Here is a 22258-nt window from a genome sequence, read left to right as displayed (position 1 = left end):
CCGGGTGGATCAGGTGGGTCTGATTGCCGGGCCGGTTTCGGCGAGGCGGCCGTCTGTGACCAGACCGCTGGCCGCCGCTGATCACCTGGTTCGCTCAGTGCGGTCGTCGTACTCTTCGCGGGCGGCGATGACTTCTTCAATGTGGAGCACGGACCACTCGGTGAGCGCCTTCAGTGGTTCCCGTAGCGTCTGGCCCAGCGCGGTCAGCTCATACTCCACGTGCGGCGGCACCTCTGGATAGATGGTCCGGCTGACCAGTCCGTCGCGTTCGAGGGTGCGCAGCGTCTGGGTGAGCATCTTCTCGCTCACGCCCGCCAGCGCGTGCCGGAGCTGGCTGAACCGGGAGGCCCCGTTCCGGCCGAGTTCGCCGAGCACGAGGACCGCCCACTTGCTGCCGATCTGATCGAGCAGGTCCCGCGACGGGCAGCCGCGCTCGTACGGATCGAATGACGGCATGGGCCCGGTCACATTCTCGACAGCAGTCATACGGCTCACCTCGATGCTTTCGCTGCGGTAAGTACCGTACCAGGAAGTGGCTACTCCCCAACAGAAAGTGTCCAGGTCATTCTGTGTTCCATCCCGCGGCGGACGGACCGCGGCAGGCGTGCGAGGCACGCGGGGAAGGAATGACCATCATGTCGATCGTCGTCACCGGAGCCACCGGCCAGCTGGGCAGGCTCACCGTCGAGGCACTGCTGCGGCGTGGGATCCCGGCCGCGGACATCGTCGCGACCGGCCGGGACATCACTGGGATCAAGGATTTGGCCGACCGGGGCATCACGGTGCGCCGCGCCGACTTCGCGGACACCGACGGCCTGGCCGAGGCATTCGCGGGGGCGGAAAGGCTGCTGCTGATCTCGGCCTCGGTCCCCGTGGACGAGCGGGTCGCCAACCACCGCCGCGTGATCGACGCCGCGGCGTCCGCAGGCGTGTCGCTGGTGGCGTACACGAGCACGACGCACGCGGACACGGCCACCACCGTCATCGGCGCCACGCACGGCGAGACCGAGGCGTACCTGCGGGACCGCGGGATCCCGAGCGTGCTGCTGCGCAACGGTTGGTACCTGGAGAACTACACCGGCCAACTGCCGCAGATCCTGCAGAACGGTGCGGTCGTCGGCGCCGCAGGCGAGGGGCGGATCAGCGCCGCCTCCCGCGCCGACTACGCCGAGGCCGCAGCGGTCGTCCTCACCGGCGAAGGCCACACCGGCGCCGTGTACGAGCTCGGCGGCGACGAATCCTTCACCCTGACCGAGCTCGCCGCCGCGATCTCCGCTGCGGCCGGGAAGCAGGTTACCTACGCTGACCTCCCGGTGGCCGACTTCGCCCAGGTACTGGCCTCCGCCGGCCTACCCGCCGAGCTGGCGGAGGTCCTCGCTGACGCTGACCGCGGTATGGCCCGCGGCGAGATGTACACCGACTCCGGCGACTTGCGCCGCCTGATCGGCCGTCCGCCCGTGACCCTGGCCGAGGCGCTCGCGGCCGTCTTGCATGACCGCGGGTGAACTCGTGATGCGGGCGGGCTGCTCAGGTGGGTCTGATCGTCAGGCCGTGTCGGTGGGGCACCCGTCCATGAGTTCACTGCGGTACTGGATGTGCCGTAGACCGCGCCGGATGCGCTGGAGAAGGTGTTCGGGTGGGTGGTGTGCTGAAGGCGACGTTGGAGAGCCAGCCGCGCCGCAGCAGCGACCGGATCCCTTCGACGGGGTTGAGGCCGGGCGCGTAGGGCGGCAGGTAGTAGACGGTGAGCCACTCCCGGGCTGCTGCCCGCTGCCGCAGGCCGGCGGCCTTGTGGACGTTGAGATTGTCCCGGACCAGCACGATCGGGCGCCGAGCTGCTGATGGGCGGCGGTCAGCAGATTGCGTAGTCGCGCCAGGAGAAGCTCCTGCGACCGTCGCGTTGACCGTCGTCCCGGCGCGGCCGGTAGATCACCCGGGACCGGCGGCCGGGTTCGTAGCAGGTCAGCGCGGCGATGAAGACCCGTCTGCGGGACCGGCCCCGCACCCGTACGGCCGGGGACCGGCCCCGCTGTGACCAGGTCTCGGCCTGCGGCGGGAGCGGACGCGTCGACAGGCGATGACGCAGCAGGCCGCTTCGAGGAAGGCCTCGTCGATGTCGTCGCGGATTTCCCAGCGGATCCGCAGCGTCGGAGCCGTGGAGCCAGGCGTTGGTCCGCTCCACGACCCACCGCACGGCTCCGAGACCGGAGCCGTGCGGCACACCCCGGCGAGCGATGACGGGCTTGATGCCTCGCTTCCACAGAAGTCGACGGTACTTGTCGAAGTCGTGGCGCCGGTCAGTCAGCGAACAACTGCCTCGGCCGACCGGTCTCGGTCCCTTTGGGCGGCTGCGACGGGCCTAGCGGTGCGGGCCGTCGATCACCGCCCGCGGCCAGTGCAGCTCGCCGGCACGGTGCAGTCGGTCACCAGCACGCGGTGCAGCGGGTCCTACACCCCGGCCTCGTGCCAGTCCCGCAGGTGGCGCCAACATGTCATGCCCGAACCGAAGCCGAGCTCTGGGGCAGCCACTCCCAGTGGATTCCGGCGTGCAGCACGAACGGGATCTCCTGCGGGCGGCCGAGCTTGCGAAGCTGCTGCTCCCGCACCGGCAGCAGCAGCTCGATCCGGCCCACAAGTCGTCCAGACCTGCCACGGCGGCCTCTTCCCCATGGCCTACTCAACGGGCTGACAGGTGAACGGACTCGGGCGTTGCGCCGTTCTGTCGGCTCCATTCAGGCGTGGAGCATGTCTCGAGCTCGGCCGCCTTCGCGCTGGTGCTGTCCACCGCGAAGGTGTCGCCGTGCGCGCGGTGCCGCACGGCCTGGACCCGTCCCTCCGGGCGAAGGCGACGGGCGGCCCTGTGGGGTGCGAGGCAGGTGTGAGTGGGCCTACCAACAGCTCTACAGCAGCGACCAGGGGCGAGCCGAAGGGTTCCCCGCTTCTCCACCCCCACGACGACCGCTGCTTCCCACACGCATTCGGAGGTCGGCCCCCGATCAGCCGTGTGAACGACGCTGCGGGTCGACACAGACGGCCCAGGGCTGGCCGCCCCGCTGCGCCGTGACGGTGTTGCGACCGGCTGCGGAAGCTGCGGAGGCCGATCGCCACGCGGCCCGGGCGGCGGTCGAGCCGGGGGGTCGGGGGTGGCGCGAGGGGCGTGGGAAGTCGGTTGGGCCGACTTCCCACGCGGTTGGGCGGGCGCCGGGGGCTGGGCGGGGATCGCCGGGCCGACGTGGGCCTACCAGCAGCCCTGCAGGAGCGACCAGGGGCGAGCCGAAGGGCTCTCCGGCTTCCTTCACAGCTGCGACGACCGCTGCTTCCCACACCGCACGGGGAGGCCGGCGCCTGATCAGCCGTGGGAACGACGCTGCGGGTCGACACAGGCGGCCCAGGGCTGGCCGTCCCGGTGTGCCGTGTCGGTGGTGCGACCGGCTGCGGAAGCTGCGGAGGCCGCTCGCCGCCGGGTGGGTCGGCGTGGGAAGTCGGTTGAGCAGACTTCCCACGCGGTTGGGCGGGCGCTGCGGGAGGGCTGGGTGAAGATCGCCGGGCCGTCTTAGGGGCCGGGGGTCAGGGGTGGCTGCGGCGGAGGAAGGTCAGGACCTGGTGGTTGACCTCGGGGGCGGCGGCGGTGGGAAGTGTGTGGTGGGAGGTGCCGGGGAGCACGGCGGTGCCGGCGTGGGGTACGGCGCGGCGGGTGGCTTCGGCGGCGCGGCGGGAGTCGTGGGTGCGGGAGTCGACGGCGTAGAGGGCGAGCAGCGGAGTGGTGAGGGTGCGCAGACGGGCGTCGGTGGGGCGGGGGCCGGTGACGACGGGTGAGGCGGGGAAGTCGGCGTAGCCGAGGGCGTACAGCTCGCGCCAGGCGGGGTCGAGCCCGTGGCCGCCGCCGGACTCCCAGTCCAGGTAGGCGCGGGCGCGGGCCGCGGTGCGGCGGGGGAGGAAGAGGGGGAGCGCCCGTAGCAGGTAGCCGGGGCGCAGGCCGGTGAAGCACTGGGTGGGGTCGAGGAGGGCGAGGCGACTGACGCGGGCGGGCGCGTGCAGGGCGTACTCGAGGGCGATCCACGCGCCGTAGGAGTGGGCGCAGAAGTCGGCTTCGGCGACGCCGAGCCGGTCGAGTACGGCGTCCAGCCAGCCGAGCAGGCCGGGGACGTCGCCCAGCGGCGTGCCGTCGTGGACGCTGCGGCCCGGGTCGCCGATGAGGTCGAGGGCGAGAACGCGGTGGCCGGCCTCGGCCCAGGCGCCGGCGTTGGCGAACCACATGGCGGAGGTTTCGCCGCCGCCGTGGAGGAGGACGAGGGGGCGGCCGTCGGCGGGACCGCAGGCGTTGATCCGGGTGGTGCCGTGGGCGGTGCGGACGGTGAGCGGCTCCACCGGGGCGGGCCAGTGGTCGAGCAGCGCGTCGTAGGCGGCGAGGAAGGCAGCGGTGGCGGTGCGGGCGGTGCGGGCGGACATGGCGGGCCTCCGCGGTGTGGTGTGATCGGCGACCGGGAACCACGCCGTGGTCGCTCGTTGAACAAGTATCTCGCTGAGCGAGAGAATACTGCATGCCAGTGCCTGGGGAAGGACGAGAGGGTGTCCGAGGTTGAGGAGCCGATGCGGCTGGTGCACCTGCTGCGCGGTCTGACGGTCGAACTGGATCTGTTCGGGGCCGAGTTCGCGGCCCGCAACGGCCTGCATCCGACCGATCTGCGGGCGTTGATCCACCTGCTGGACGCCGCCCGGGCCGGGGAGGTGGTCACCCCCGGGCGGCTCGGGGAGGCGCTGGGGCTCAACTCGGCCGGGACCACGGGCCTGGTGGACCGGCTGGAGCGGCTCGGGCTGATCCGTCGCGAGCGCGACCCGGGGGACCGGCGGAAGGTCCGGTTGGTGGTGGAGGAGCGCGCGATGGAGCTGGGGCAGGGCTTCTTCGGTGGGCTGATCGCGGACCTGGTCGCGGCGGTGGGCCGGTTCGACCCGGCGGATCTGGCGACGGCCCGCCGCTTCCTGGAGGCGATGACGGCCGTGGTGGCAGCCGCCCGGGCAGAGCGGTGACGCCGCCGGGGAGGGGGCGCTGTTACGCGAGCAGAGCGGTGACGCCGCCGGGACTCGGGCGATGCCGTGCGAGTCGGAGTGACGCCTCCGGGGGGCGGCGGGTGGGAGGAGGGTCAGGCGGATCCGAGGGCCCAGCTGATCACGGAGAGGGTTGCCATCGAGGCCAGGGTCGACCAGAGCACCGCGTTCCGGGCGAGGTCGGCACCCCGACCGTACTCGCGCGCGTAGGTGTAGACGTTCTGGGCCGTCGGCAGTGCGGAGAAGAGCACCACGGTGAGCAGTTGGTGCGACGGCAGGTGCAGCAGCGGGCCCGCGACCGCGAGGGCGGCGAGGGGCTGGACCAGGGTCTTGACCGCGACGGTCAGCCCGACCTCGGCGCGGTGTGAACGGCCGTTCGCGGGTGGGCGGTTGTGCAGCGACATGCCGAGGGCGATCAGGGCGGTCGGGACGCCGGCGCCGCCGAGCAGTTCGCAGGAGTGGTTGAGTTCGGCGGGCAGGTGCAGTCCGGTCGCCGAGGCGACGGCGCCGAGGGCGGTGGCGAGCAGGATCGGGTTGCGCAGCGGCAGGGTGAGCAGCGCGCGGCGCCCGGCTGCGCCGCTGTCCAGGACGGCGAGGACGGCCGGGGTGACCAGCAGGATCTGGAACAGCACCACCGGCGCCACGAAGGAGGCGTCGCCGAGCACCTGCACGGCCACGGGTATGCCGAGGTTGGCGGAGTTGACGTATCCGGAGGCCATCGCGCCGATGGCGAGTTCGCCGGGCTTGCGCCGGAAGAGCAGGTGGCCCGCGACCAGTCCGAGGCCGGTGGCCACGGCGGTGCCGGCCGCGAAGGCGAGCATCGAGGGGTTGGCGAAACGGTCCAGCGGGGTGCGGGCGATCATCAGGAAGAGTGCGGCCGGCATCGCGACGTGGAAGACGAATCGATTCAGCACGACCTCGGCCTGGGGCCCGAGCAGTCCGCTGCGGCCGACGAGGTAGCCGATCCCGGTGAGGACCCAGATGGGAGCGAAGCCGGCGAGCAACGGGTGCAGGGATGGCATGGTTCCTCGGATCGCTCGGACGGGTCTGCCGGGTTCGGCGGGGGTCGCCCGCCAGGGCGTCAGCGCCCCGGGTGGTGACCCTGGGCGCCGTGAAGCCCCGGGGCAGTAAACCAGCAGGCGTCCGCCCGGCGATCACGGGCCTCCGATGAGCTGCACGGGCCTACGATGAGCTGATGGAGCACCGGTACCTGACCCTGTCCGAGGTGGAAGCCGTCGCGCGTCGCGCCCACCACGGGCAGGTGGACAAGAACGGGCGCCCGTACAGCGAGCACGTCGCGGCGGTCGCCGCCGGGACGGCCGCCCGCGGCGGGAGCGAGGAGCAGATCGCGGCCGGCTGGTTGCACGACACCGTCGAGGACGAGCGGTTGAGCCGGGAGTGGCTGGCGCAGGCGGCGCTGCCGGAGGCGACGAAGGCGATCGTGGACGCGCTCACCCGCCGCCCGGACGAGTCGGTGGAGGCGTACACCGCGCGCATCCTGGACACCCCCGGCGCGCTGTTGGTCAAGCGGGCCGACCTGGCGCACAACTCGGACCCGGCCCGGCTGGCCGCGCTGGACCGGGCGACCGCCGAGCGACTGGCCGCCAAGTACGCGCGGATGCGCGAGCTGCTGGGCATCACCGGGGAGCTGTGAGCCGGGGAGCTGTGAGCCGGGGAGCTGTGAGCCGGGGGAGCTGTGAGCCGGGGGAGCTGTAGGCCGGCGCGGGGCGCGGGCTGAGGAGCTGCGGGCCGGGGGTTGTGGGCCGGGCAGCCGTGAGCGGGCGAGCCGCGAAGCGGGAACCGTGAGCTGAGCCGTCGAGGGAGCTGTGACCGAGGCAGCCCCGGAGCGGGGCGCTGTGCACCGGGAACGCGTGAGCCGACCGCGCCCCGGCGGGGAGCGGTCGGCGGCCGGGGAGCCACGAGAGGGCCCGGGGCCGCGCTGGTCGCGCGGGCCCGGGCCCTCTCGGGTCACCCCAGCGGTCCCTGTCCGACCCCCGGGGTGAGGGGGAGATGGTCAGGAGACGGGTGGAAGCCGGTAAGCCGGTGGTCGGTCGGCTTAGTACCAGTGGTGGGTCTGCCAGAAGCTCCAGGCAGCGTTCGGGCTGCCGTAGCGGGAGTTCATGTAGTCCAGCGCCCACTTGATCTGGGTCTTCGGGTTGGTCTTCCAGTCGGCGCCGGCGGAGGCCATCTTGGAGCCCGGCAGCGCCTGGCCCAGGCCGTAGGCGCCCGAGCTCGGGTTGGTGGCGGTCACGTTCCAGCCGGACTCGTGCGAGATGATCTGGCTGAACGAGGCCAGCTGGTTCGCCGGGACGATCTGCGCGGCGATGGTCTGCGGGGTGGCGGCGTTCGCGGTGGCGGGCAGCACACCGGCGCCCAGGGCGGTCAGACCGGCGGCACCGGCAAGAATCGCGGCGGAAGTACGCATACGGAGCTTGAAAGCGGGCATGAAGAGCAAGACCTCAATCAGGTTGGGCCGGGTCGCGCCCCACCCAGGACCACGGGCCGGACAGGGGCCGTTGCGGTTGCGGGGCGCGACTCGGCGGTAAGCCGTTCACCGGCGGGACAGGAGCCGGTGTGGCTGGCGACGAGAGCAATTGTTGCCAGACCGGATCGGCCCCCGCCAAGACCCCCTCGTTACGATGCGCCGTCGTAGCCGGCGGCATTCCGTGGAATCGAAAGAGTCGGTCGCCTGCGGCCGGAAAACCACCTCTGAGCTGCGGAAACGCCCCCCGGCGGGCGGCCTCTTGGGCGGTCGGCGCACGCGCGGCGCCTTTCCACTACCGCGCGTCGTAGGCTGTTTTCGCCTGTGAGCGCACTCACCGTTCGGCAGGCCCTCCTGTCACCGGACGGTGCGGTTGTGGCACTTTGCGTACAGACGATCTGTGCCCGGCGCCACAGGAATCCGTCGCGAATCGGAGGCGTTCGCTCACCAACCGTCACCGAACGTCGCCGAGCCGCCGGTGCCGCGTCGCCCGGGAGGCGAGCCGTTCCGCTTCGCCGGTGATCGCCAGGGCGTCGAGCGCCGCGGCGATGGCGGTTCCCATGCGCTCGCAGAAGGCCTCGGGTTCCTCGGCGGCGTCCGGCAGCTCCGGGACGACCTCGTCCACCAGGCCGACCTCCGCCAGCCGGCGCGCGCCGATGCCCTGGGCCCGGGCGAGCTCGGCCGCGTGGTCGCCGTCGCGGTGGACGATGGCCGAGGCGCCCTCGGGCGGCAGCGGTGCCAGCCAGGCGTGTCCGGCGGCGAGCACCCGGTCGGCCGGGAGCAGGGCCAGTGCGCCGCCGCCGGAACCCTGGCCGAGCAGGACGGCCAGCACGGGGGTGCGAAGCGCCAGCAGGGTGGTCAGGCAGTGGGCGATCTCCACCGCGATCCCGTCCCGTTCGGCCTGGGCGGAGAGCTCGGCCCCGGCGGTGTCCACGACGGTGAGGAGAGGCAGCCCCAGCTGTTCGGCGAGCCGGGCGGTCCGGCGGACGGCCCGCAGGTCGGCGGCGGTGAAGGGGCGCTCGTGCTCGGTGTCCTGCCGCTGCTGGCCGACGACCAGGACGGGATGGCCGCCGAGCACGGCGAGGGCCCGGACCAGCGCACCGCCACGGCCGCCGGGCGCGTCCAGCAGGACCAGTTCCCCGGCGGTGCGGCGCAGCAGCTCGCGGGTTCCGGGGCGGTCGGGGCGGCGGGTGCGGCGCACGGAGTCCCAGGCATCGGGTTCCTCGTCGGGCCCGCCGGCCGGGCCCTGGACGTCGGCCGCCGGGCCCGGGACGTCGGCGTCGTCGGCGTTCCCGCGGGTGCCCCCATGAGGAGCGTTCCCTCGAGTGTCCCCATGAGAGCGGGCGCGGGTGTGCCCGTAAGAAGGGGTGTCCCCGTGGGGAGGGGTCTCCTCCTGGGGAGGGGTGTCCCCAGGGGAGGCGGGAGGGGCCGTGCCGAGGACGGCGAGCGTACGGCGGAGCAGCTCGCGCAGCTCCTGCGGCGGAACCACGGCGTCCACCAGTCCGTGGCCGGCCAGGGTCTCGGCCAGCTGGACGTCCGCCGGCAGTTCCACGCCGCGCAGCTCCTCGTACACCCGCGGGCCCAGGAAGCCGAGTCGGGCGCCGGGCTCGGCGAAGACCAGCTGTCCGAGCGTGCCCCAGGAGGCGAAGACGCCGCCCATGGTGGGGTTGCGCAGGTACGTGAGGTAGGGGAGGCCCGCGGCGCGGTGGGCCTGGACGGCGGCGGTGATGCGGAGCATGCAGAGGAAGGCCGCGGAGCCCTCCTGCATCCTGGTGCCGCCGGAGACCGGCAGGGCGAGCAGCGGCAGGCGCTCCAGGGTGGCGCGCTCGACGGCCCGGGTGACGCGTTCGGCGGTCGCGACCCCGATCGAGCCGCCGAGGAAGCCGAACTCGGAGGCGATCAGGGCGACCGGCCGTCCGTCGATCAGGCCGAGGCCGGTGAGCACGGCCTCGTCCACGCCGGTGCGCCCGCGGGCCCGGTCGAGCGAGGCGCGGTAGTCGGGGTCGGCGGGTGGTCCGGGCACCGGTTCGTCCCAGCTGCGGAAGCTCCCCTGGTCGACCAGGAGCCCGATCAGCTGGTGCGCCGTCGGCGAAGTGCGCGCTCCCGTGCTCATGTCCACCCCGTCAGTGATCGTTCCGGCCGGCACGGTGCGTCACTCTATGCGGCGCGGGTGGCGCGATGTGGGAGGGCTGTGAAGGTGTGAGCAGGCCGACAGCGGCGTGATCGGCAGTTCGACGGCGGTCGACGCAAGGGGGGAGCGGACGGTTCGTGGACGGCCTCGGGCGAGTGCCCCCGGGGCCGGGCGTACAGTCGAAGTCGCTTATGAGGCAAGAGAGTTACCCGCTGGTAAAAGCTTGGATCAGGGGCTGTCGCGATTGACCGTGGCTCGCCAGACTGATGGACATGACCCGCACTCTACGCGCGTGGAAGACCCGCGCTGCCGCCGTCACCGCCGTCGCCCTGCTGACCCTCGCCCCGGTCGCCGTCGCCACCGACGCGCACGCCGAGGTGAGCGGCACGGTCTGCCTCTCGGTCCTCCCGCCCGAGGCCACCGACACCCTCGACCTGATCGCCAGCGACGGGCCGTTCCCCTATTCCCAGGACGGGGTGGTCTTCCAGAACAGAGAGGGCGTCCTTCCCCGCGAGTCCTACGGGTACTACCACGAGTACACCGTCATCACCCCCGGCGCCCCGACCCGCGGCACCCGCCGGATCATCACCGGCCAGCAGGACCAGGAGGACTACTACACCGGCGACCACTACGCCACCTTCTCCCTGATCGACCAGACCTGCTGACGGCCCCCGTCGCGACCCCGGCCCCGGTGGAACTCCCCGCCGGGGCCGGGGTCGCGACGGGCCCGGCCCGGAACACCGCTCGGCCGCACGGTTGCTAGGGTCGGGGCATGGCACCGAGCAGCGCGAACCCCCCGGGACGGCTCCGGCGCGACGCGCAGCGCAACCGCGACCAACTGCTCGCCGCCGCCCGCGAGATGTTCTCCCGGCACGGCCTCGACGTGCCCCTGGACCAGATCGCCAAGGAGGCCGGCGTCGGCAACGCCACCCTCTACCGGCACTTCCCGACCCGCGAGGCGCTGATCGCCGAGGTCTTCGCGGACGCGGGCGCCGCCCTGGCCGCGGCAGGGCAGGAAGCCCTGGCCGCCGAGGACGCCTGGACCGCCCTGGAGCACTACTTCGCGCGGATCTTCGAACTCGTCGCCGCCGACCGGGGCATCAACGACCTGGTCACCCAGGCCATCCCGGCGATCCCCGGCATGATGGAGATCAGCCGAGGGCACGCCGTCACCGTCGGCGCCCTCATCGCCCGCGCCCAGCAGCAGGGCACCATGCGGCCCGACGTCGTCACCATGGACCTGCTCTTCCTGCTCGGCCCGCTCTGCCGCGCCCTGCCGGCCGCCACCGAACTGCGCCCCGACCTCTGGCGCCGCTACCTCGCCCTGCTGCTGGACGGCTTCCGCGCGCAGGCCACCCACCCGCTGCCCGTCCCGCCGATCGGCGAGGAGCACCTGGACCGGATGTTCGCCGACCTCTGGGAGGCGGAGGCGCCCGAGGCCTGATACCCGGCGAGCGGGGTATCAGGGTGGCGTACGGAACGGCCGGCGCGGCGTCAGGGCGGTGTCAACAGCGCAGCCGCGCAGGGTGCCGGGCCGCTTGGGTGGAGCGAAACGGGTAGGGCGACGCGACGGTGCGGTACCGATCGGCACGGACGAGAGGCGGGTTGAGCGGGCATGGCGGGGACGGATGCGGACGAGGGTCGGATCGTGGTCGGCGTCAGCGGCTCGCTCGGCAGCCTCGCCGCCCTCCACCACGCGGTCGCCGAGGCCCGGCGCAGGGATGTCGAGGTACTGGCGGTGCTGTGCTGGATCCCGCCCGGGGACGAGTACGGATTCCGCCGCTCGGTCTGCCCGCCGGCGCTCGACGCGGGCCGCGACGCCGCCGTGGCGCGACTGCGGCAGGCGCTCGACCAGGCCTTCGCGGGTGGTCCCGTCGGCGTCCGGCTGCGCGGCCAGGCCGTCCGCGGGGAGACCGGCCACACCCTGGTGCACTGCGCGGACCGGCCGGGGGACGTCCTGGTGCTCGGCGCCGGCCGCGAGCGGGGCCGGCTGTCCAGGCTGTTCGCGCCGTCGGTCGCCGCCTACTGCGTGCGGCACGCCTCCTGCCCGGTGCTGACCGTGCCGCGCCCGCAGCTCCAGCGCGACCTCGAAGCGCTGGAACGCGGGCACGGGCTGCGGGAGTTGATGTCGGGCGTCGAGGCGTCGCGCCTGAGGCACAAGGCGTGAGGCGTGAGGCTTGGGGCGTGAGGCGTGAGGCCTGAGGCACAAGGACTGAGGCACAACCCGCCTGGCCTGAGAAGAGCCACAGGCGATCAGTGCCCCGCCGCACGCCGTGACTCGGAAGCAAAGGCCTGCCAGGTGCCCGACGCGGACCATGCCGGGCGCAAGGCTGTCTGCCCGTGCCAGTGCCATGCCCCGGTGTCATTCCCCGGGAGCCTCCGCCACGGGCGCGCACTCGGCAAGCAGGTCGACGACGTCCCGCCAGGCCCGCCGTGCGTGCTGCGGGTGGTAGCCGACGCCGGGGACCGTGGGGTGGTCGACCGGCGGGTGGTGGAAGGCGTGCAGGGCGCCGCCGTAGACCGTGAGGCGCCAGTCGACCCCTGCGGCCTGCATCTCGGCGGCGAACGCGGTCCGTTGCGCGGGCGGCATGATCGGGTCCTCCGACCCGACCCCGGCCCACACCGGGCAGCGGATGTTCGCCGCCTCGCCCGGCCGGCCCGTGGTCAGGGCGTTGACCGTCCCGATCGCGCGCAGCTCGACACCGTCGCGCCCGAGTTCCAGCCCGACGGCGCCTCCGGTGCCGTAGCCCACGGCGGCGATCCGGTCGGGGTCGGTCCGCGATTCGTCGCGCAGCACGTCGAGCGCAGCATGGCCGATGCCCCGCATCCGGTCGGGATCGGCGAGCAGCGGCATGCACCGGGCCAGCATCTCCTCGGGGTCGCCCAGATAGCGCCCGCCGTGGAGGTCGAAGGCCAGCGCCACGTATCCCAGCTCGGCGAGCGCGTCGGCCCGGCGGCGCTCGACGTCGCTGAGCCCCATGCCCTCCGGTCCGATCAGCACCGCGGGCCGGCGGTCGGTACCCGCCGGGAGGGCGAGGTGCCCGACCATCGTCAGGCCGTCCGCCGGGTACTCGACCGTGCGCGTCGTGATCGTCCTCATGGGACGGACTGTAGTGAGCGTCGAGCCCGGTCGGGTTGACGCTCTGCTGCGGGCAGATCAGCGCGTCCGTCGGGAATGCGGGGGGCGGGGTCCGGGGCTTCGACCTCGTTCCGGTGCCCCGCCGACGTGCACTTGAGTCACACCGCCGGTAGTCGTGCCGCCGCCCCGGAAGCTCTCAGGCGGCAGCCGCCGGCCACGGCAGTCCGGCGGCCCGGGCGAGGACGGCGGCGGTCCGGCGGCCGGTCTCCAACCTGTCGGGCTCCGTGGCCGGCACGCAGCGCTGGGCCCGGGGGTCGTAGACCGTCATGATCACACCGGCGTGGTCGGTGGGGAGTTCGAGCAACTCGGCCGCCGGCACGAGGGTGTGGAGTTGGCGGGTGAGCTCGGCGGGCACGATCTCGTCCGCGGTGCCGAGCACCAGCCGGATCGGTACCGGGGACGGAGCCGCACGGAGCACGTCGAGCGGGCTGTCGCCGGTGGTGGTGGTCGGGCGGCCGTACGCGGAGGCGATGCCGACGGCGGCGGTGGGCCGCAGTTCTCCCGGGGTGTCGGGGTGGGTGGCCACGGCGATCGCCTCCCGGCCGCCGAGCGACCAGCCGGCCAGGACGAAACGCTCCGGGTCCCCTCCGTACGCCACGGCGTTGCGGCGGGCGAAGGCGAGCGAGGCGAGCAGTTCGGCGCGGCCGCCGTCCGCGCGGTCGGAGCGCCAGTCCGGGACGAGCACCAGCAGGCCGAGTCCGGCGGCCTCGCGGGCGAGGGTCGCCATCACGTCGCGCTCGTCGGGGCCGGAGCCGTGCCAGAGCAGCACGACCGGGGCGGCCGCTCCGGCGCCGGCGGCGGGGCGGTGGACGTCCAGCAGGCGCCCGTCCGCGTACGGAACGACCTCGGGTTGAGCGCTCGTCATGCGGGGTTCGCCTCCGATTCGGTGCCTGATCATGCAGCTGGTACTGTACTTCCTGTCGCGAGGGAGATGATCTCTCGTCAGGCGTCAGTGGTGCTACCAGAGCACGTCCTACTTTCAGTAGGAAGAGTCCGTGCGACCCGGGCCTGGCGCTCCATCGTCGGACGGGGTCCGGTGCCTTTCCAGGTGCCGGGCCCCGTTCGCGTTCTCCGGCCGGAACCCCCGGTGTGTCAGGGCGCGAAGGACCGAGCCCGGCGGCCCGTGGAGGGGAGGACAGGAGAGCGGGGCGAGCCACGCGGGCTCAGGCGGCGTCCCCGGCTCCGCCGGCCGGTGCGGCGACCAGGACGAACTCCGCGTCGGCGTCGTCCCGGACCAGCGCGGACCGGCCGAAGGGCGTGGCCTCGGGGCCGGAGAGCACACTGCCGCCGAGGGCTCGGACCCGGTCGGCGGCGCGGTCGGTGTCGGCGGTGGCGAAGTGGGTGCGCCAGGAGGCGGACCGTTGCCCGTCCACCGGGCCGATGCCGCAGGCGGGCAGGCCCGCGGCCCGGGCGAGGGTGTGTCCGGCCCGCGGGCGGTCGTAGCCGTAGCCGAAGACCCGCCGGTAGAAGAGACGGGCGGCGTCCGGATCGGGGGAGAGGTGCTCGTTCCAGGTGAGCGTGCCCGGCTCGTTCACCAGCCCGGAGCCCTCGACGGGGTCGCCCTGCCAGAGGCCGAAGGGCGCGCCGAGCGGGTCGACGGCGAGGGCGGCGCGGCCCTGGTCGGGCACCTGGTACGGCTCCCGCGTGATCCGGCCGCCGTGGGCACGGACCAGCACGACGCTGCGGTTCAGGTCTCCGCAGGCGAGGTGGGTGATCCAGGCGGCGGGCTCGGCGGCGGAGGCGGGGACGATCGCCGCGACCTGCGCGCCGTGGCGGGTGGCGACCACCTCGCCCGGGCTGGTCGGTACGAAGTCCCAGTCGAACAGCGCGCCGTAGAAGTGCTGCGCCCGGGTGACGTCCGGCCTGGTGAGCACGACCCAGCACGGGACGCCCTCGTGGTACCTGCCCGCCTTCGGCATGCCGCCCTCCCGGGCCCGTGGTTCCGGTGCTGTGGATCCGGCGCCGTCGTTGCGTTGCGTGGTTCCGGTGCCGGTCGTTCCCGTGCCGTCGTCCTGGCGGCCGCCGACGTTCCGGTGCCGTCGGTCCCGTGCGGCGGGAGGCGGCGGTCTGCGCGGCGACCCTCCCCGCCAGCCTCCGCGCCCGGCGGGGAGGAGGCAAACCGGGGCTCAGCCGACCCCGCGCGGACGGAACTGGATGCTGATCCGCGGGCCCACCGGCCGGGCCGTCTTCGGGATCGCGTGCTCCCAGGTGCGCTGGCACGAGCCGCCCATCACCACGAGGTCCCCGTGACCGAGCGGTCGGCGGACGACCGCTCCGCCGCCGGACCGCGGTCGCAGCGCGAGGACGCGCGGCTCGCCCACGGACAGGATCGCCACCATGGTGTCCTCGCGGGCGCTGCGGCCGATCCGGTCGCCGTGCCAGGCCACGCTGTCCCGGCCGTCCCGGTAGTAGCAGAGCCCGAGGGTGCGGAACGGCTCGCCCAGCTCCTGCGCGTAGTGCCGGCTCAGCGCCGCCCGGGCCTCGCCGAGCACGGGGTGCGGCGGCTCGGCGTCGGCGGTGTAGTACGCGAGCAGCCGGGGAACGTCGACCGTGCGCTCGTACATCTCGCGCCGCTCGGCCCGCCAGGGCACGGTCGCGGCCAGCTGTTCGAACAGTTCGTCCGCGCCGTGCAGCCAGCCGGGCAGCACGTCCAGCCAGGCGCCGTTCCCGAGCACCAGCCGCCGCAGGCCGTCGAGCGGGCCGAGTCGGATGCCGCCGGTGTCGACGTCGTCGAACAGGGAGGGCTGGAGGTGGTGGACGGTGCTGCGCATGGGGTCAGCGTACGCCTCGAATCGAACGGATGCTCGAACCGCCGGTTGTGGGGGCCGCCCGGCCTCGAAGCCCCGGGGCTTCGGGAGACCCCAGCCCTGAGGGGGCCCCGGACTTGGGGGCGCGAGGCTTCGGAGAACCCCAGGATTCTGGGGTACCCGGCGGGTCGGGCCGGTCGAAGACTGGCGGTATGGACACCAAGGAACAGAACAAGAGCACGGTCACCGCGTTCATCGACGCGCTCTTCACCAAGGGTGACCTCGAGGCGGTCGACGAGTACCTCGCCGAGGACTTCGTCAACCACGACCCGCCGCTCGGCGGCGCCGCCGACCGGGAGGGGATGCGCAGGGCCGGGGCGATGTTCCGGTCCGCCTGTCCGGACTGGCACAGCGACCAGCACCTGGTCGTCGGGGAGGGCGACCTGGTGGTCGAGCACTTCACCGCGAGCGGCACCCACCGCGGCGAGCTGCTCGGCGCGCCGCCCACCGGTCGAACGCTCACCCTGCCGGGGATCAACATCTTCCGGCTCCGCGACGGGCGGATCGTCGAACGCTGGGGGCGCCTCGACGAACTGGGGCTGCTGCGCCAGCTCGGGCTGGCCCTGGTGTGACCGGGGCCCCGGCGAGTAGCGTCGATCCCGTGGCGGCATCGCTGGTGGAACGCCGGACGGCCGACCTGGTCGACCGGTGCTACGCCGGGTCGGACCCGGCCCGGCTGCGGCAGGACGTGTTGCCGCGCCTGCTGCGGCTGGTCCCCGCCGACGCCGTGTTCTTCGCGGCCGCCGATCCCGACTCACTGCTGTTCACCTGGAGCGCGGCGGACGAACCGCTGGTCGGGGAGGCCGCCCGCTTCCTCGACAACGAGTTCGGTGCGGCGGACGTCAACAAGTTCGCCGAGCTGGCGCGCTCCGCCGATCCGGTGGCCAGCCTCGGCCGGGCGACCCGGGGCGACCTCGCCGCCAGCCCCCGGTTCCGGGAGATCATGGCGCCGCTCGGGCTCGGCGACGAGCTCCGGGTGGCGCTGCGCGCCGGCGGCAGCTGCTGGGGGTTCCTCTGCCTGCACCGTGAGCGGGCGGACAACGGCTTCGACGACGCGGACCTCGCGGTGCTGCGGACCGTCGCCCCGCACCTGGCCGAGGGGTTGCGGCGCGCGGTCGCCCTCGGGCTGGCCGGCTCGACTCCCGCCCGGACCGCCGCCCCCGGGGTGCTGCTGCTCGACGCCGATGGCGCGCTGCTGTCCGCCAGCGCGGAGGCCCGGGACTGGCTGGCCAGGCTGGAGCCCGCCGACTTCCCCGCCGGCGCCCGGCTGCCGGTGGCCGTCAGTGCGGTGGCCGCGTGGCTGGCGAGGCTCGACCGCGAGCCGGCCGAACGGGTTCCGCCCCCGACGGTGCGGGTGCGGGACCGCTTCGGCGCGTGGTGGACGGTGCAGGCCAGCCGCCTCACCGGGCCGCCCCGGCCGCAGACCGCGGTGATCGTCGAGCCCACACCGCCGCAGCAGCGGTACTCGCTGCTGCTCGGTTCCTACGGGCTGAGCCCGGCGCAGACCCGGGTCGCCACGCTGGTGCTGCGGGGTCGCTCGACCCGTGAGATCTCGGCCGAGCTCTGCATCTCGCCCAACACCGTGCAGGAGCACCTCACGGCGGTCTTCGACCGGCTCGGCGTGCGCAGCCGCCGGGAGCTGGTCGCGCTGGCACTGGCGGGCGGCGGCCGCCGCCCGGCGGGAGTCTGAGGACGGGCCCTTAGCCTGCCGGTATGGCGATCAACGGTTTCGGGGCCACCGAGTTCCAGCTCGTTCTGCTGCGGCGGATGGCCGACTACCAGCCCGGCCTGGTCGAGGACGCGCTCCGGCGGCTCGGTGCGACCCGCGCCTCGATGCGGGAGGCCAACAAGCGATGGCAGGCGATGGTCCGCGCGCCCCGGTTCCCGCGCGGAGCCGGCCGGTACGGCGCCGTGCTGGGCCCGGCGGAGGCGAGCCTGCCACGGCGGATCGGGGACCTGGCGTGCGTGGCGCGGCAGTGGGCGCTGCCGCTCTGGCCGGAGCTGCGGTTCGAGGTCCTGCTCGGTCCGGCGGAGATCGGTGCGCCGGTGCTGAACGAGTGGTTGGTCCGGGCGGCCGACGCCCCGGTGCCCGTGCTGCGGACGGTGGCCGACCTGGCGCCGTGGAGCTGTGTGGTGGGGGACGTGGGCGCCGCCTTCCCCGGGGCCGTGCCGCGCGAGGGGAGCGCGCCGACCAGGTTCCAGCTGGACTTCGAGGCACCGGATGCGGACGGGCGGGTGGGCGCGTGGACGGCGGACTTCACCTGGGGCCTGGTGCAGGAGGTCCGGCCGAGGGCAGCCCAGGGCGGGTGATCGTCCGAATGATGCAAGGCGATATTCAGTGAATGCCTTTGATTTGCAGGGCGAAGCGGGACTATGGCAGCATAATCGCAGACACTGAACAGTCCAGGTATCGGAAAGCGAAGGATCATGTCGGACGTCGCGCGCGTCATCGTCGGAGTCAGCGGCTCGCTGCACAGCCTCACCGCGCTGCACCGCGCGGCCGAGGAGGCCCGGGCCCGGCGGGCCGTGCTGGTCCCGGTGCTCGCCTGGACTCCGGTCGGCGGCGAGCGCAGCTACCGCGCCCGGCCCTGCCCGCCGCTGCTGCGCGCCTGGCGCGACGCCGCCGAGGCCCGGTTGGAGTGCGCGCTGGAGCAGGCCTTCGGTGGACTGCCGGTCGGCGTTCCGGTGCGACCGCTCGTCATGCGCGGCGAGCCCGGCCGGGTGCTCACCGAACTGGCCGACCGTCCGGGCGACCTGCTGGTGATCAGCACCGGCCGCCACGGCTCGGTGCGCGGACGACTGCGCCGGCTGCTGCGGGGCTCGGTCAGCCGCTACTGCCTCGACCACGCCCCCTGCGGCGTGCTCGCCGTCCCGCCGTCCACCCTGCACGACGACCTGCGCGCGCTGCACCGCGGCATCGACCTGCGGGAACTCGTCTCTGCCTGACGGCGCGTCAACTCCGGTGCACGGTCCGGCCGCCGATCACCGTACGGACCGGCCGCAGGTCCCGGAGGGCGGCCGCCGGGCAGGTCAGCGGATCCAGCGGCCACAGGGTGAGGTCGGCGAGCATGCCCGGCCGCAGGCAGCCCCGCTCGGCGCTCTCACCGGTCAGCCGGGCGGCGTTCACGGTGTGCAGCGCGACCGCCTCGGCCCGGCCGATCGCGTGCTCCGGGCCGACCACCCCGGCCGTGGTGGAACGGGTGGTCATGCCCCACACCGACACCATCGCCCCGTACGGGCCGACCGGGAAGTCCGAGCCGGCCGAGAGCTGCGCCCCCTCGTCCAGCCACTCGCGCAGCGGGAACAGCGCCGCGGTGCGCTCCTCGCCCCAGGCCCGCTGCTGGGCGAGCGCGCCGTCGTGCAGCAGCGGGTGCTGCACCGTCACCGGGACGCCGAGCGCGATCGCCCGTGCCCGCTGGTCCGCCCGGGCCAGGCCGCCGTGCTCCACCACCAGCGTGCCCGGCGGCAGGCCGGGGCGGCGCTTCAGCACCTGCTCGAAGGCGTCCAGCAGCACCCGCAGCCCGCGGTCGCCCCACGCGTGCACGCCGACCCGCCAGCCGCGCTCGACCACCCGGTCCACCGCCGCGAGCAGTTCCACCGGCTCCCAGAGCAGCCGGCCGTGGTAGCAGGGCTGCCCCTGGTACGGCTCCTCCAGCGCGCCCGCCTCGAAACCGCCGTCGATGCCGAACTTCACGCCCCACAGCCGGAGTCGGTGGTCGTCCCGGCCGCCGGCCCGCCAGTCGTCCATCCGGTCCAGCAGGGCGTCCACCTGCTCCGGGGTGCGGGCGGTGAAGCCGGAGACCAGCGCCCGCACCCGCACCGCGAGCGCGTCCTCGGCGCGGGCCGCGTCCAGCACGTCGAGGTCCTCGACCGGGACCAGGCAGTCGCGCACGGTGCCGATCCCGGTGGCGGCGTAGTCGGCGGAGGCGGCCCGCAGGCCGTCGATCCGCTCGGCCAGGGTCGGGCGGGGCAGCACCCGCTCGACCAGTTCGGTCGCCCGGTTGACCAGCCGGCCGGTCAACCGGCCCCGCTCGTCGCGCTCGATCACCCCGCCCGGCGGCGCCTCGGTGGCCTCGGTGATCCCGGCCAGTCGCAGCGCGGCCGAGTTGAGCACCATGTTGTACGCACCGCGCCGCACCAGCACCGGGTGGTCGGCGGTGGCGCCGTCCAACTCCTGCGTGGTGGGCAGGCGCTGCTCCGCCAGCGCCACCTCCTGCCAGTTGACGGTGGTGCGGATCCACTCCCCGGCCGGGGTCCGGGCGGCGCGCTCGCGGATCAGGCCGAGGAACCCGGCGAGGTCGTGCGCCCGGTGGACGGGGACGCCGCGGACGCTGTGCGCCGCCAGGATCAGGTGGGTGTGGGTGTCGTCGAAGGCGGGCAGCACGGTCGCGTCCGGGGCGTCCACCACCTCGGTCCCGGGCCCGATCAGGGCGTCGAGGCCGTCGGGTGCGGCGGAGAGGGCGGCGATCCGCCCGCCGGTGACGGCCACCGCCCGCTGCGGCGGCTCGCCGGGCGTGCGGCCGGGGTCGAGGGTGTGGACGGCGGCGGCGCGGATCAGCAGGTCGGCGGGGGAGGGGTCGGTCTTTCCGGCGGACATGGCGGCTCCTGGGATTCGGACAGTCCGGTGACCTTCTCGACGTACCGCAGACTGGGTTCGGCGAGCCGTCCGTGCAACTCGGTGAACACGGCGCGGGCCGGGACGGCGTTCCAGTCGGCGGGCAGCAGCGGCTCGGGCAGTCCGGGGTCGAGGTAGGGCAGCCGGCGCCACTCGGTGAGCATCGGCACGTAGGCGCGGAACGCCTCGACCGGGTCGGTCCGGTGCTGCCCGCGCAGCTGCTCGGCGACCGGCCGCCAGGCGTCGGTGAACGCGGCGTACTGCGCTTCGATCGCCGGGAGGTCCCACCAACTCGCCACCGCCGTGCGGAGCTCAGCGAAACCGGCGTACTCGGCGGAGAGGAAGAGGTGGACGTAGGCGCTCAGTCCGAGGCGCTCCAGCAGCCGGCGGGCGTCCGGCAGCAACCGGGCGGGCGCCAGCCAGACGCCGGGGGCGGCGTTGCCGAAGCCGAGCCAGCTGAGCCGGGAACGCAGCTGGTGGCGGTGGGCGCGTTCGGACTCGGGCACCGAGAAGACCGCCACCACCCAGCCGTCGGAGAGCTCGGCGGGCTCCAGACTGTGGAAGATCCGCCGGTCGCCCTCCTCGAACACCGGCTCCATCGCGGGGGCGAGCCGGTAGCCGGTGCCCGCACGGCGCTCCTGGAGCAGGGTGCCCGCCTTCTTGAGCCGGGATATCGCCGAGCGGACGGCCGGGGCGTCGACGTCCAGCTCGGCCATCAGCGCGATCAGGTCGGCGATCGATATCCAGCCGCCGAGGCGGCGGACGTACTCGCCGTAGACGGTGTGGATCAGGGAGCTGGGCCGGGGTGCGCTCTCCGACATTCCGGGCCCTCCTCCCGACGGCTGGGGGTGATCATAGCGGTGGTGCCGCCCGGCGGGCGCGGGCACCCGTGGGCCGCCCTGTGGAGGCCTTCGGGCGGACCGGCAGGTCTGCGCGTGGACCGGCCGGCCTGTGCGGGAACCTGCGGAGGGCTGCGGGTCGGCTTCACGGGGCCGGGCGCCTGACGGGCGCTACGCGTAGGCGCCGGAGAGCAGGTGCCCGGCGCCGGGGGCCACGGCGGGCAGGCCGAGGGCGCGCAACAGCTGGTGGGTGGTGCAGATCGAGGCGGAGACCACCGGCTTGCCGAGCTGCTGCTCGGCCTCCGCCACGGCCGCCAGCGAGGGCATCTGCACGCAGGCGGAGAGCACCACGGCGTCGGCCTCGGCGTGGGCGAGGCCCTTCGCGATCGCGGGCAGCCTGGCCGGGTCGTGGGCGGCCACGTCGAGGTTGTCGGCGATCTCCAGCGCGACGTGGTCGAGGACCTCGATGCCCTCCTGGGCGAGGTAGTCGACCACCGTCCGGGCCAGCGGCCGCAGGTAGGGGGTGACCATGGCGACCTTCTCGGCGCCGAGCGTCCGAAGGCCCGCGACCAGGGCACCCGCGCTGGTGACCACGGGCGCGGGAGCGCCGTTCTCCACCGTGCGGCGGTGCAGCCGCCGTTCGGCCTCGCGGTGGTAGCCGGGACCGGTGGCCATCACGGCGACCAGGCAGGCGTAGCCGATCACGTCGACCCGGGCGTCCGAGAGTTCGGCGGCGCAGCGGTCCGACTCGGCGTCCATGGCGCGCAGTTGCTCCGGGGTCACCCTGGTCATCCGCATCCGGCTGGAGTGGAAGGTGAACCGTTCGGGGGCGACCGCCTCGCGGGCCCGCAGCAGGGCGGGCACCTCGGTCTCCATGGTGACGTTGGAGCTCGGGACGATCTGGCCGATCCGGTACGTCGGCATCAGCGGGTACTCCCTTCGGCGCGTGCCCGGTCCGGGCGACGGGCGGGTGGATCGCGGGGACGGGCGGCGGTTCGCGGGGGCAGCGGACGGTGGATCGCGGGACCGCTGGGTGGCGGATCGGGAACGGCGGGTGGCGGGTCGCGAGGCCGGCGGGGGGGGGGGGGGGGGGGGGGGGCCCCCCCCGGGGGCCCCGGGGCGGGGGGGGGGGCCCCCGGGGGGGGGGGGGGGGGGGCCGGGGGGGGGGGGGGGGGGGGGACCCCCCCCCCCGCCACAAA

Annotated in this window: 22 protein-coding genes and 2 pseudogenes; 10 read left to right on the top strand and 14 right to left on the bottom strand. The window is 74.2% G+C overall.

Annotated features, from left to right (window positions below; all coding sequences use genetic code 11):
• Positions 1–81: 81 nt before the first annotated feature.
• A complete protein-coding gene (locus ACGF07_RS24610; RefSeq protein ID WP_392902037.1) occupies positions 82–486 on the bottom strand; it encodes a winged helix-turn-helix transcriptional regulator in 405 nt (134 codons plus the stop codon).
• 140 nt (positions 487–626) lie between these two features.
• Between ACGF07_RS24610 and ACGF07_RS24605 the strand changes: the two genes are divergently transcribed.
• Entirely contained in the window at positions 627–1505 is an 879-nt protein-coding gene (locus ACGF07_RS24605) for an SDR family oxidoreductase (RefSeq protein ID WP_392902035.1), read from the top strand.
• Between the two features lie 22 nt (positions 1506–1527).
• On the opposite strand, the pseudogene ACGF07_RS24600 reads toward ACGF07_RS24605, so the two are convergent.
• The 3 genes and pseudogenes from ACGF07_RS24600 to ACGF07_RS24590 all read right to left on the bottom strand — a co-directional run bounded on the left by ACGF07_RS24600 (position 1528) and on the right by ACGF07_RS24590 (position 4449).
• A pseudogene (locus ACGF07_RS24600) lies at positions 1528–2005 on the bottom strand (transposase).
• A gap of 59 nt (positions 2006–2064) precedes the next feature.
• Positions 2065–2670, bottom strand: a pseudogene (locus ACGF07_RS24595) (transposase); the annotation flags it as partial.
• Between the two features lie 897 nt (positions 2671–3567).
• Complete coding sequence (locus tag ACGF07_RS24590; protein WP_392902033.1) at positions 3568–4449, bottom strand: alpha/beta fold hydrolase; 882 nt, start codon at positions 4447–4449, stop codon at positions 3568–3570.
• Between the two features lie 141 nt (positions 4450–4590).
• On the opposite strand from ACGF07_RS24590, the gene ACGF07_RS24585 reads away from it, so the two are divergent.
• Positions 4591–5028 (top strand): MarR family winged helix-turn-helix transcriptional regulator, encoded by a 438-nt coding sequence (locus ACGF07_RS24585; RefSeq protein WP_392902122.1) that lies wholly within the window; start codon positions 4591–4593, stop codon positions 5026–5028.
• A gap of 113 nt (positions 5029–5141) precedes the next feature.
• Here ACGF07_RS24585 and ACGF07_RS24580 read toward each other — a convergent pair whose 3' ends face one another.
• Positions 5142–6068 carry an AEC family transporter gene (locus ACGF07_RS24580; protein ID WP_392902031.1) on the bottom strand — a complete coding sequence of 309 codons (927 nt, stop codon included), beginning with the start codon at positions 6066–6068 and terminating at the stop codon, positions 5142–5144.
• 173 nt (positions 6069–6241) lie between these two features.
• Between ACGF07_RS24580 and ACGF07_RS24575 the strand changes: the two genes are divergently transcribed.
• Positions 6242–6700, top strand: a complete 459-nt coding sequence (locus ACGF07_RS24575; RefSeq protein ID WP_350748924.1) for an HD domain-containing protein — start codon at positions 6242–6244, stop codon at positions 6698–6700.
• Between the two features lie 402 nt (positions 6701–7102).
• On the opposite strand, the gene ACGF07_RS24570 is transcribed toward ACGF07_RS24575, so the two are convergent.
• Complete coding sequence (locus ACGF07_RS24570) at positions 7103–7471, bottom strand: transglycosylase SLT domain-containing protein (RefSeq protein ID WP_350748927.1); 369 nt, start codon at positions 7469–7471, stop codon at positions 7103–7105.
• Positions 7472–7982: 511 nt separating this feature from the next.
• On the bottom strand, positions 7983–9641 hold the full coding sequence (locus tag ACGF07_RS24565) for a carboxyl transferase domain-containing protein (protein WP_392902029.1): 1659 nt from the start codon (positions 9639–9641) through the stop codon (positions 7983–7985).
• A 290-nt stretch (positions 9642–9931) separates the two neighbouring features.
• Between ACGF07_RS24565 and ACGF07_RS24560 the strand changes: the two genes are divergently transcribed.
• From ACGF07_RS24560 to ACGF07_RS24550, 3 genes are all read left to right on the top strand, one after another.
• The gene (locus ACGF07_RS24560) at positions 9932–10324 is read left to right on the top strand and encodes a ribonuclease (protein WP_392902027.1); all 393 of its coding nucleotides are present in this window, start codon (positions 9932–9934) and stop codon (positions 10322–10324) included.
• Positions 10325–10431: 107 nt separating this feature from the next.
• Positions 10432–11103, top strand: a complete 672-nt coding sequence (locus tag ACGF07_RS24555; protein WP_392902026.1) for a TetR/AcrR family transcriptional regulator — start codon at positions 10432–10434, stop codon at positions 11101–11103.
• A 171-nt stretch (positions 11104–11274) separates the two neighbouring features.
• Positions 11275–11826 (top strand): universal stress protein, encoded by a 552-nt coding sequence (locus ACGF07_RS24550; protein WP_392902024.1) that lies wholly within the window; start codon positions 11275–11277, stop codon positions 11824–11826.
• A gap of 195 nt (positions 11827–12021) precedes the next feature.
• Here ACGF07_RS24550 and ACGF07_RS24545 read toward each other — a convergent pair whose 3' ends face one another.
• The 4 genes from ACGF07_RS24545 to ACGF07_RS24530 all read right to left on the bottom strand — a co-directional run bounded on the left by ACGF07_RS24545 (position 12022) and on the right by ACGF07_RS24530 (position 15569).
• On the bottom strand, positions 12022–12759 hold the full coding sequence (locus tag ACGF07_RS24545; protein ID WP_392902022.1) for a dienelactone hydrolase family protein: 738 nt from the start codon (positions 12757–12759) through the stop codon (positions 12022–12024).
• A 175-nt stretch (positions 12760–12934) separates the two neighbouring features.
• The gene (locus ACGF07_RS24540) at positions 12935–13663 is read right to left on the bottom strand and encodes an alpha/beta hydrolase (protein WP_392902020.1); all 729 of its coding nucleotides are present in this window, start codon (positions 13661–13663) and stop codon (positions 12935–12937) included.
• Positions 13664–13961: 298 nt separating this feature from the next.
• Positions 13962–14717, bottom strand: a complete 756-nt coding sequence (locus ACGF07_RS24535) for a VOC family protein (protein ID WP_392902018.1) — start codon at positions 14715–14717, stop codon at positions 13962–13964.
• Between the two features lie 207 nt (positions 14718–14924).
• The gene (locus tag ACGF07_RS24530) at positions 14925–15569 is read right to left on the bottom strand and encodes an alpha-ketoglutarate-dependent dioxygenase AlkB (protein WP_350746694.1); all 645 of its coding nucleotides are present in this window, start codon (positions 15567–15569) and stop codon (positions 14925–14927) included.
• Between the two features lie 188 nt (positions 15570–15757).
• On the opposite strand from ACGF07_RS24530, the gene ACGF07_RS24525 reads away from it, so the two are divergent.
• From ACGF07_RS24525 to ACGF07_RS24510, 4 genes are all read left to right on the top strand, one after another.
• On the top strand, positions 15758–16177 hold the full coding sequence (locus ACGF07_RS24525) for an ester cyclase (protein ID WP_350746692.1): 420 nt from the start codon (positions 15758–15760) through the stop codon (positions 16175–16177).
• 29 nt (positions 16178–16206) lie between these two features.
• A complete protein-coding gene (locus ACGF07_RS24520) occupies positions 16207–17295 on the top strand; it encodes a LuxR C-terminal-related transcriptional regulator (RefSeq protein ID WP_392902016.1) in 1089 nt (362 codons plus the stop codon).
• A 23-nt stretch (positions 17296–17318) separates the two neighbouring features.
• The gene (locus tag ACGF07_RS24515; protein WP_392902014.1) at positions 17319–17915 is read left to right on the top strand and encodes a hypothetical protein; all 597 of its coding nucleotides are present in this window, start codon (positions 17319–17321) and stop codon (positions 17913–17915) included.
• A gap of 117 nt (positions 17916–18032) precedes the next feature.
• The gene (locus ACGF07_RS24510) at positions 18033–18551 is read left to right on the top strand and encodes a universal stress protein (RefSeq protein ID WP_392902012.1); all 519 of its coding nucleotides are present in this window, start codon (positions 18033–18035) and stop codon (positions 18549–18551) included.
• Positions 18552–18558: 7 nt separating this feature from the next.
• On the opposite strand, the gene ACGF07_RS24505 is transcribed toward ACGF07_RS24510, so the two are convergent.
• From ACGF07_RS24505 to ACGF07_RS24495, 3 genes are all read right to left on the bottom strand, one after another.
• Positions 18559–20202, bottom strand: a complete 1644-nt coding sequence (locus ACGF07_RS24505) for an amidohydrolase (RefSeq protein WP_392902010.1) — start codon at positions 20200–20202, stop codon at positions 18559–18561.
• Positions 20160–21041: a PaaX family transcriptional regulator C-terminal domain-containing protein gene (locus tag ACGF07_RS24500; protein WP_392902008.1), complete on the bottom strand. Its 882-nt coding sequence runs from the start codon at positions 21039–21041 to the stop codon at positions 20160–20162. The genes ACGF07_RS24505 and ACGF07_RS24500 overlap by 43 nt, the downstream gene beginning before the upstream one ends.
• 189 nt (positions 21042–21230) lie before the next feature.
• The gene (locus tag ACGF07_RS24495; protein ID WP_350746674.1) at positions 21231–21983 is read right to left on the bottom strand and encodes an Asp/Glu racemase; all 753 of its coding nucleotides are present in this window, start codon (positions 21981–21983) and stop codon (positions 21231–21233) included.
• Positions 21984–22258 lie beyond the last annotated feature (275 nt).

The organism is Kitasatospora sp. NPDC048194, assembly GCF_043202455.1.
Taxonomy (GTDB): Bacteria; Actinomycetota; Actinomycetes; order Streptomycetales; family Streptomycetaceae; genus Kitasatospora.
This window is presented reverse-complemented; position numbering and strand designations above follow the sequence as displayed.

What these genes read in the sequence shown, in the direction of transcription:
- ACGF07_RS24610 (WP_392902037.1), bottom strand. Translation starts at nt 486, where the DNA reads ATGACTGCTGTCGAGAATGTGACCGGGCCCATGCCGTCATTCGATCCG.
- ACGF07_RS24605 (WP_392902035.1), top strand. Translation starts at nt 627, where the DNA reads ATGACCATCATGTCGATCGTCGTCACCGGAGCCACCGGCCAGCTGGGC.
- ACGF07_RS24590 (WP_392902033.1), bottom strand. Translation starts at nt 4,449, where the DNA reads ATGTCCGCCCGCACCGCCCGCACCGCCACCGCTGCCTTCCTCGCCGCC.
- ACGF07_RS24585 (WP_392902122.1), top strand. Translation starts at nt 4,591, where the DNA reads ATGCGGCTGGTGCACCTGCTGCGCGGTCTGACGGTCGAACTGGATCTG.
- ACGF07_RS24580 (WP_392902031.1), bottom strand. Translation starts at nt 6,068, where the DNA reads ATGCCATCCCTGCACCCGTTGCTCGCCGGCTTCGCTCCCATCTGGGTC.
- ACGF07_RS24575 (WP_350748924.1), top strand. Translation starts at nt 6,242, where the DNA reads ATGGAGCACCGGTACCTGACCCTGTCCGAGGTGGAAGCCGTCGCGCGT.
- ACGF07_RS24570 (WP_350748927.1), bottom strand. Translation starts at nt 7,471, where the DNA reads ATGCGTACTTCCGCCGCGATTCTTGCCGGTGCCGCCGGTCTGACCGCC.
- ACGF07_RS24565 (WP_392902029.1), bottom strand. Translation starts at nt 9,641, where the DNA reads ATGAGCACGGGAGCGCGCACTTCGCCGACGGCGCACCAGCTGATCGGG.
- ACGF07_RS24560 (WP_392902027.1), top strand. Translation starts at nt 9,932, where the DNA reads ATGACCCGCACTCTACGCGCGTGGAAGACCCGCGCTGCCGCCGTCACC.
- ACGF07_RS24555 (WP_392902026.1), top strand. Translation starts at nt 10,432, where the DNA reads ATGGCACCGAGCAGCGCGAACCCCCCGGGACGGCTCCGGCGCGACGCG.
- ACGF07_RS24550 (WP_392902024.1), top strand. Translation starts at nt 11,275, where the DNA reads ATGGCGGGGACGGATGCGGACGAGGGTCGGATCGTGGTCGGCGTCAGC.
- ACGF07_RS24545 (WP_392902022.1), bottom strand. Translation starts at nt 12,759, where the DNA reads ATGAGGACGATCACGACGCGCACGGTCGAGTACCCGGCGGACGGCCTG.
- ACGF07_RS24540 (WP_392902020.1), bottom strand. Translation starts at nt 13,663, where the DNA reads ATGACGAGCGCTCAACCCGAGGTCGTTCCGTACGCGGACGGGCGCCTG.
- ACGF07_RS24535 (WP_392902018.1), bottom strand. Translation starts at nt 14,717, where the DNA reads ATGCCGAAGGCGGGCAGGTACCACGAGGGCGTCCCGTGCTGGGTCGTG.
- ACGF07_RS24530 (WP_350746694.1), bottom strand. Translation starts at nt 15,569, where the DNA reads ATGCGCAGCACCGTCCACCACCTCCAGCCCTCCCTGTTCGACGACGTC.
- ACGF07_RS24525 (WP_350746692.1), top strand. Translation starts at nt 15,758, where the DNA reads ATGGACACCAAGGAACAGAACAAGAGCACGGTCACCGCGTTCATCGAC.
- ACGF07_RS24515 (WP_392902014.1), top strand. Translation starts at nt 17,319, where the DNA reads ATGGCGATCAACGGTTTCGGGGCCACCGAGTTCCAGCTCGTTCTGCTG.
- ACGF07_RS24510 (WP_392902012.1), top strand. Translation starts at nt 18,033, where the DNA reads ATGTCGGACGTCGCGCGCGTCATCGTCGGAGTCAGCGGCTCGCTGCAC.
- ACGF07_RS24505 (WP_392902010.1), bottom strand. Translation starts at nt 20,202, where the DNA reads ATGTCCGCCGGAAAGACCGACCCCTCCCCCGCCGACCTGCTGATCCGC.
- ACGF07_RS24500 (WP_392902008.1), bottom strand. Translation starts at nt 21,041, where the DNA reads ATGTCGGAGAGCGCACCCCGGCCCAGCTCCCTGATCCACACCGTCTAC.
- ACGF07_RS24495 (WP_350746674.1), bottom strand. Translation starts at nt 21,983, where the DNA reads ATGCCGACGTACCGGATCGGCCAGATCGTCCCGAGCTCCAACGTCACC.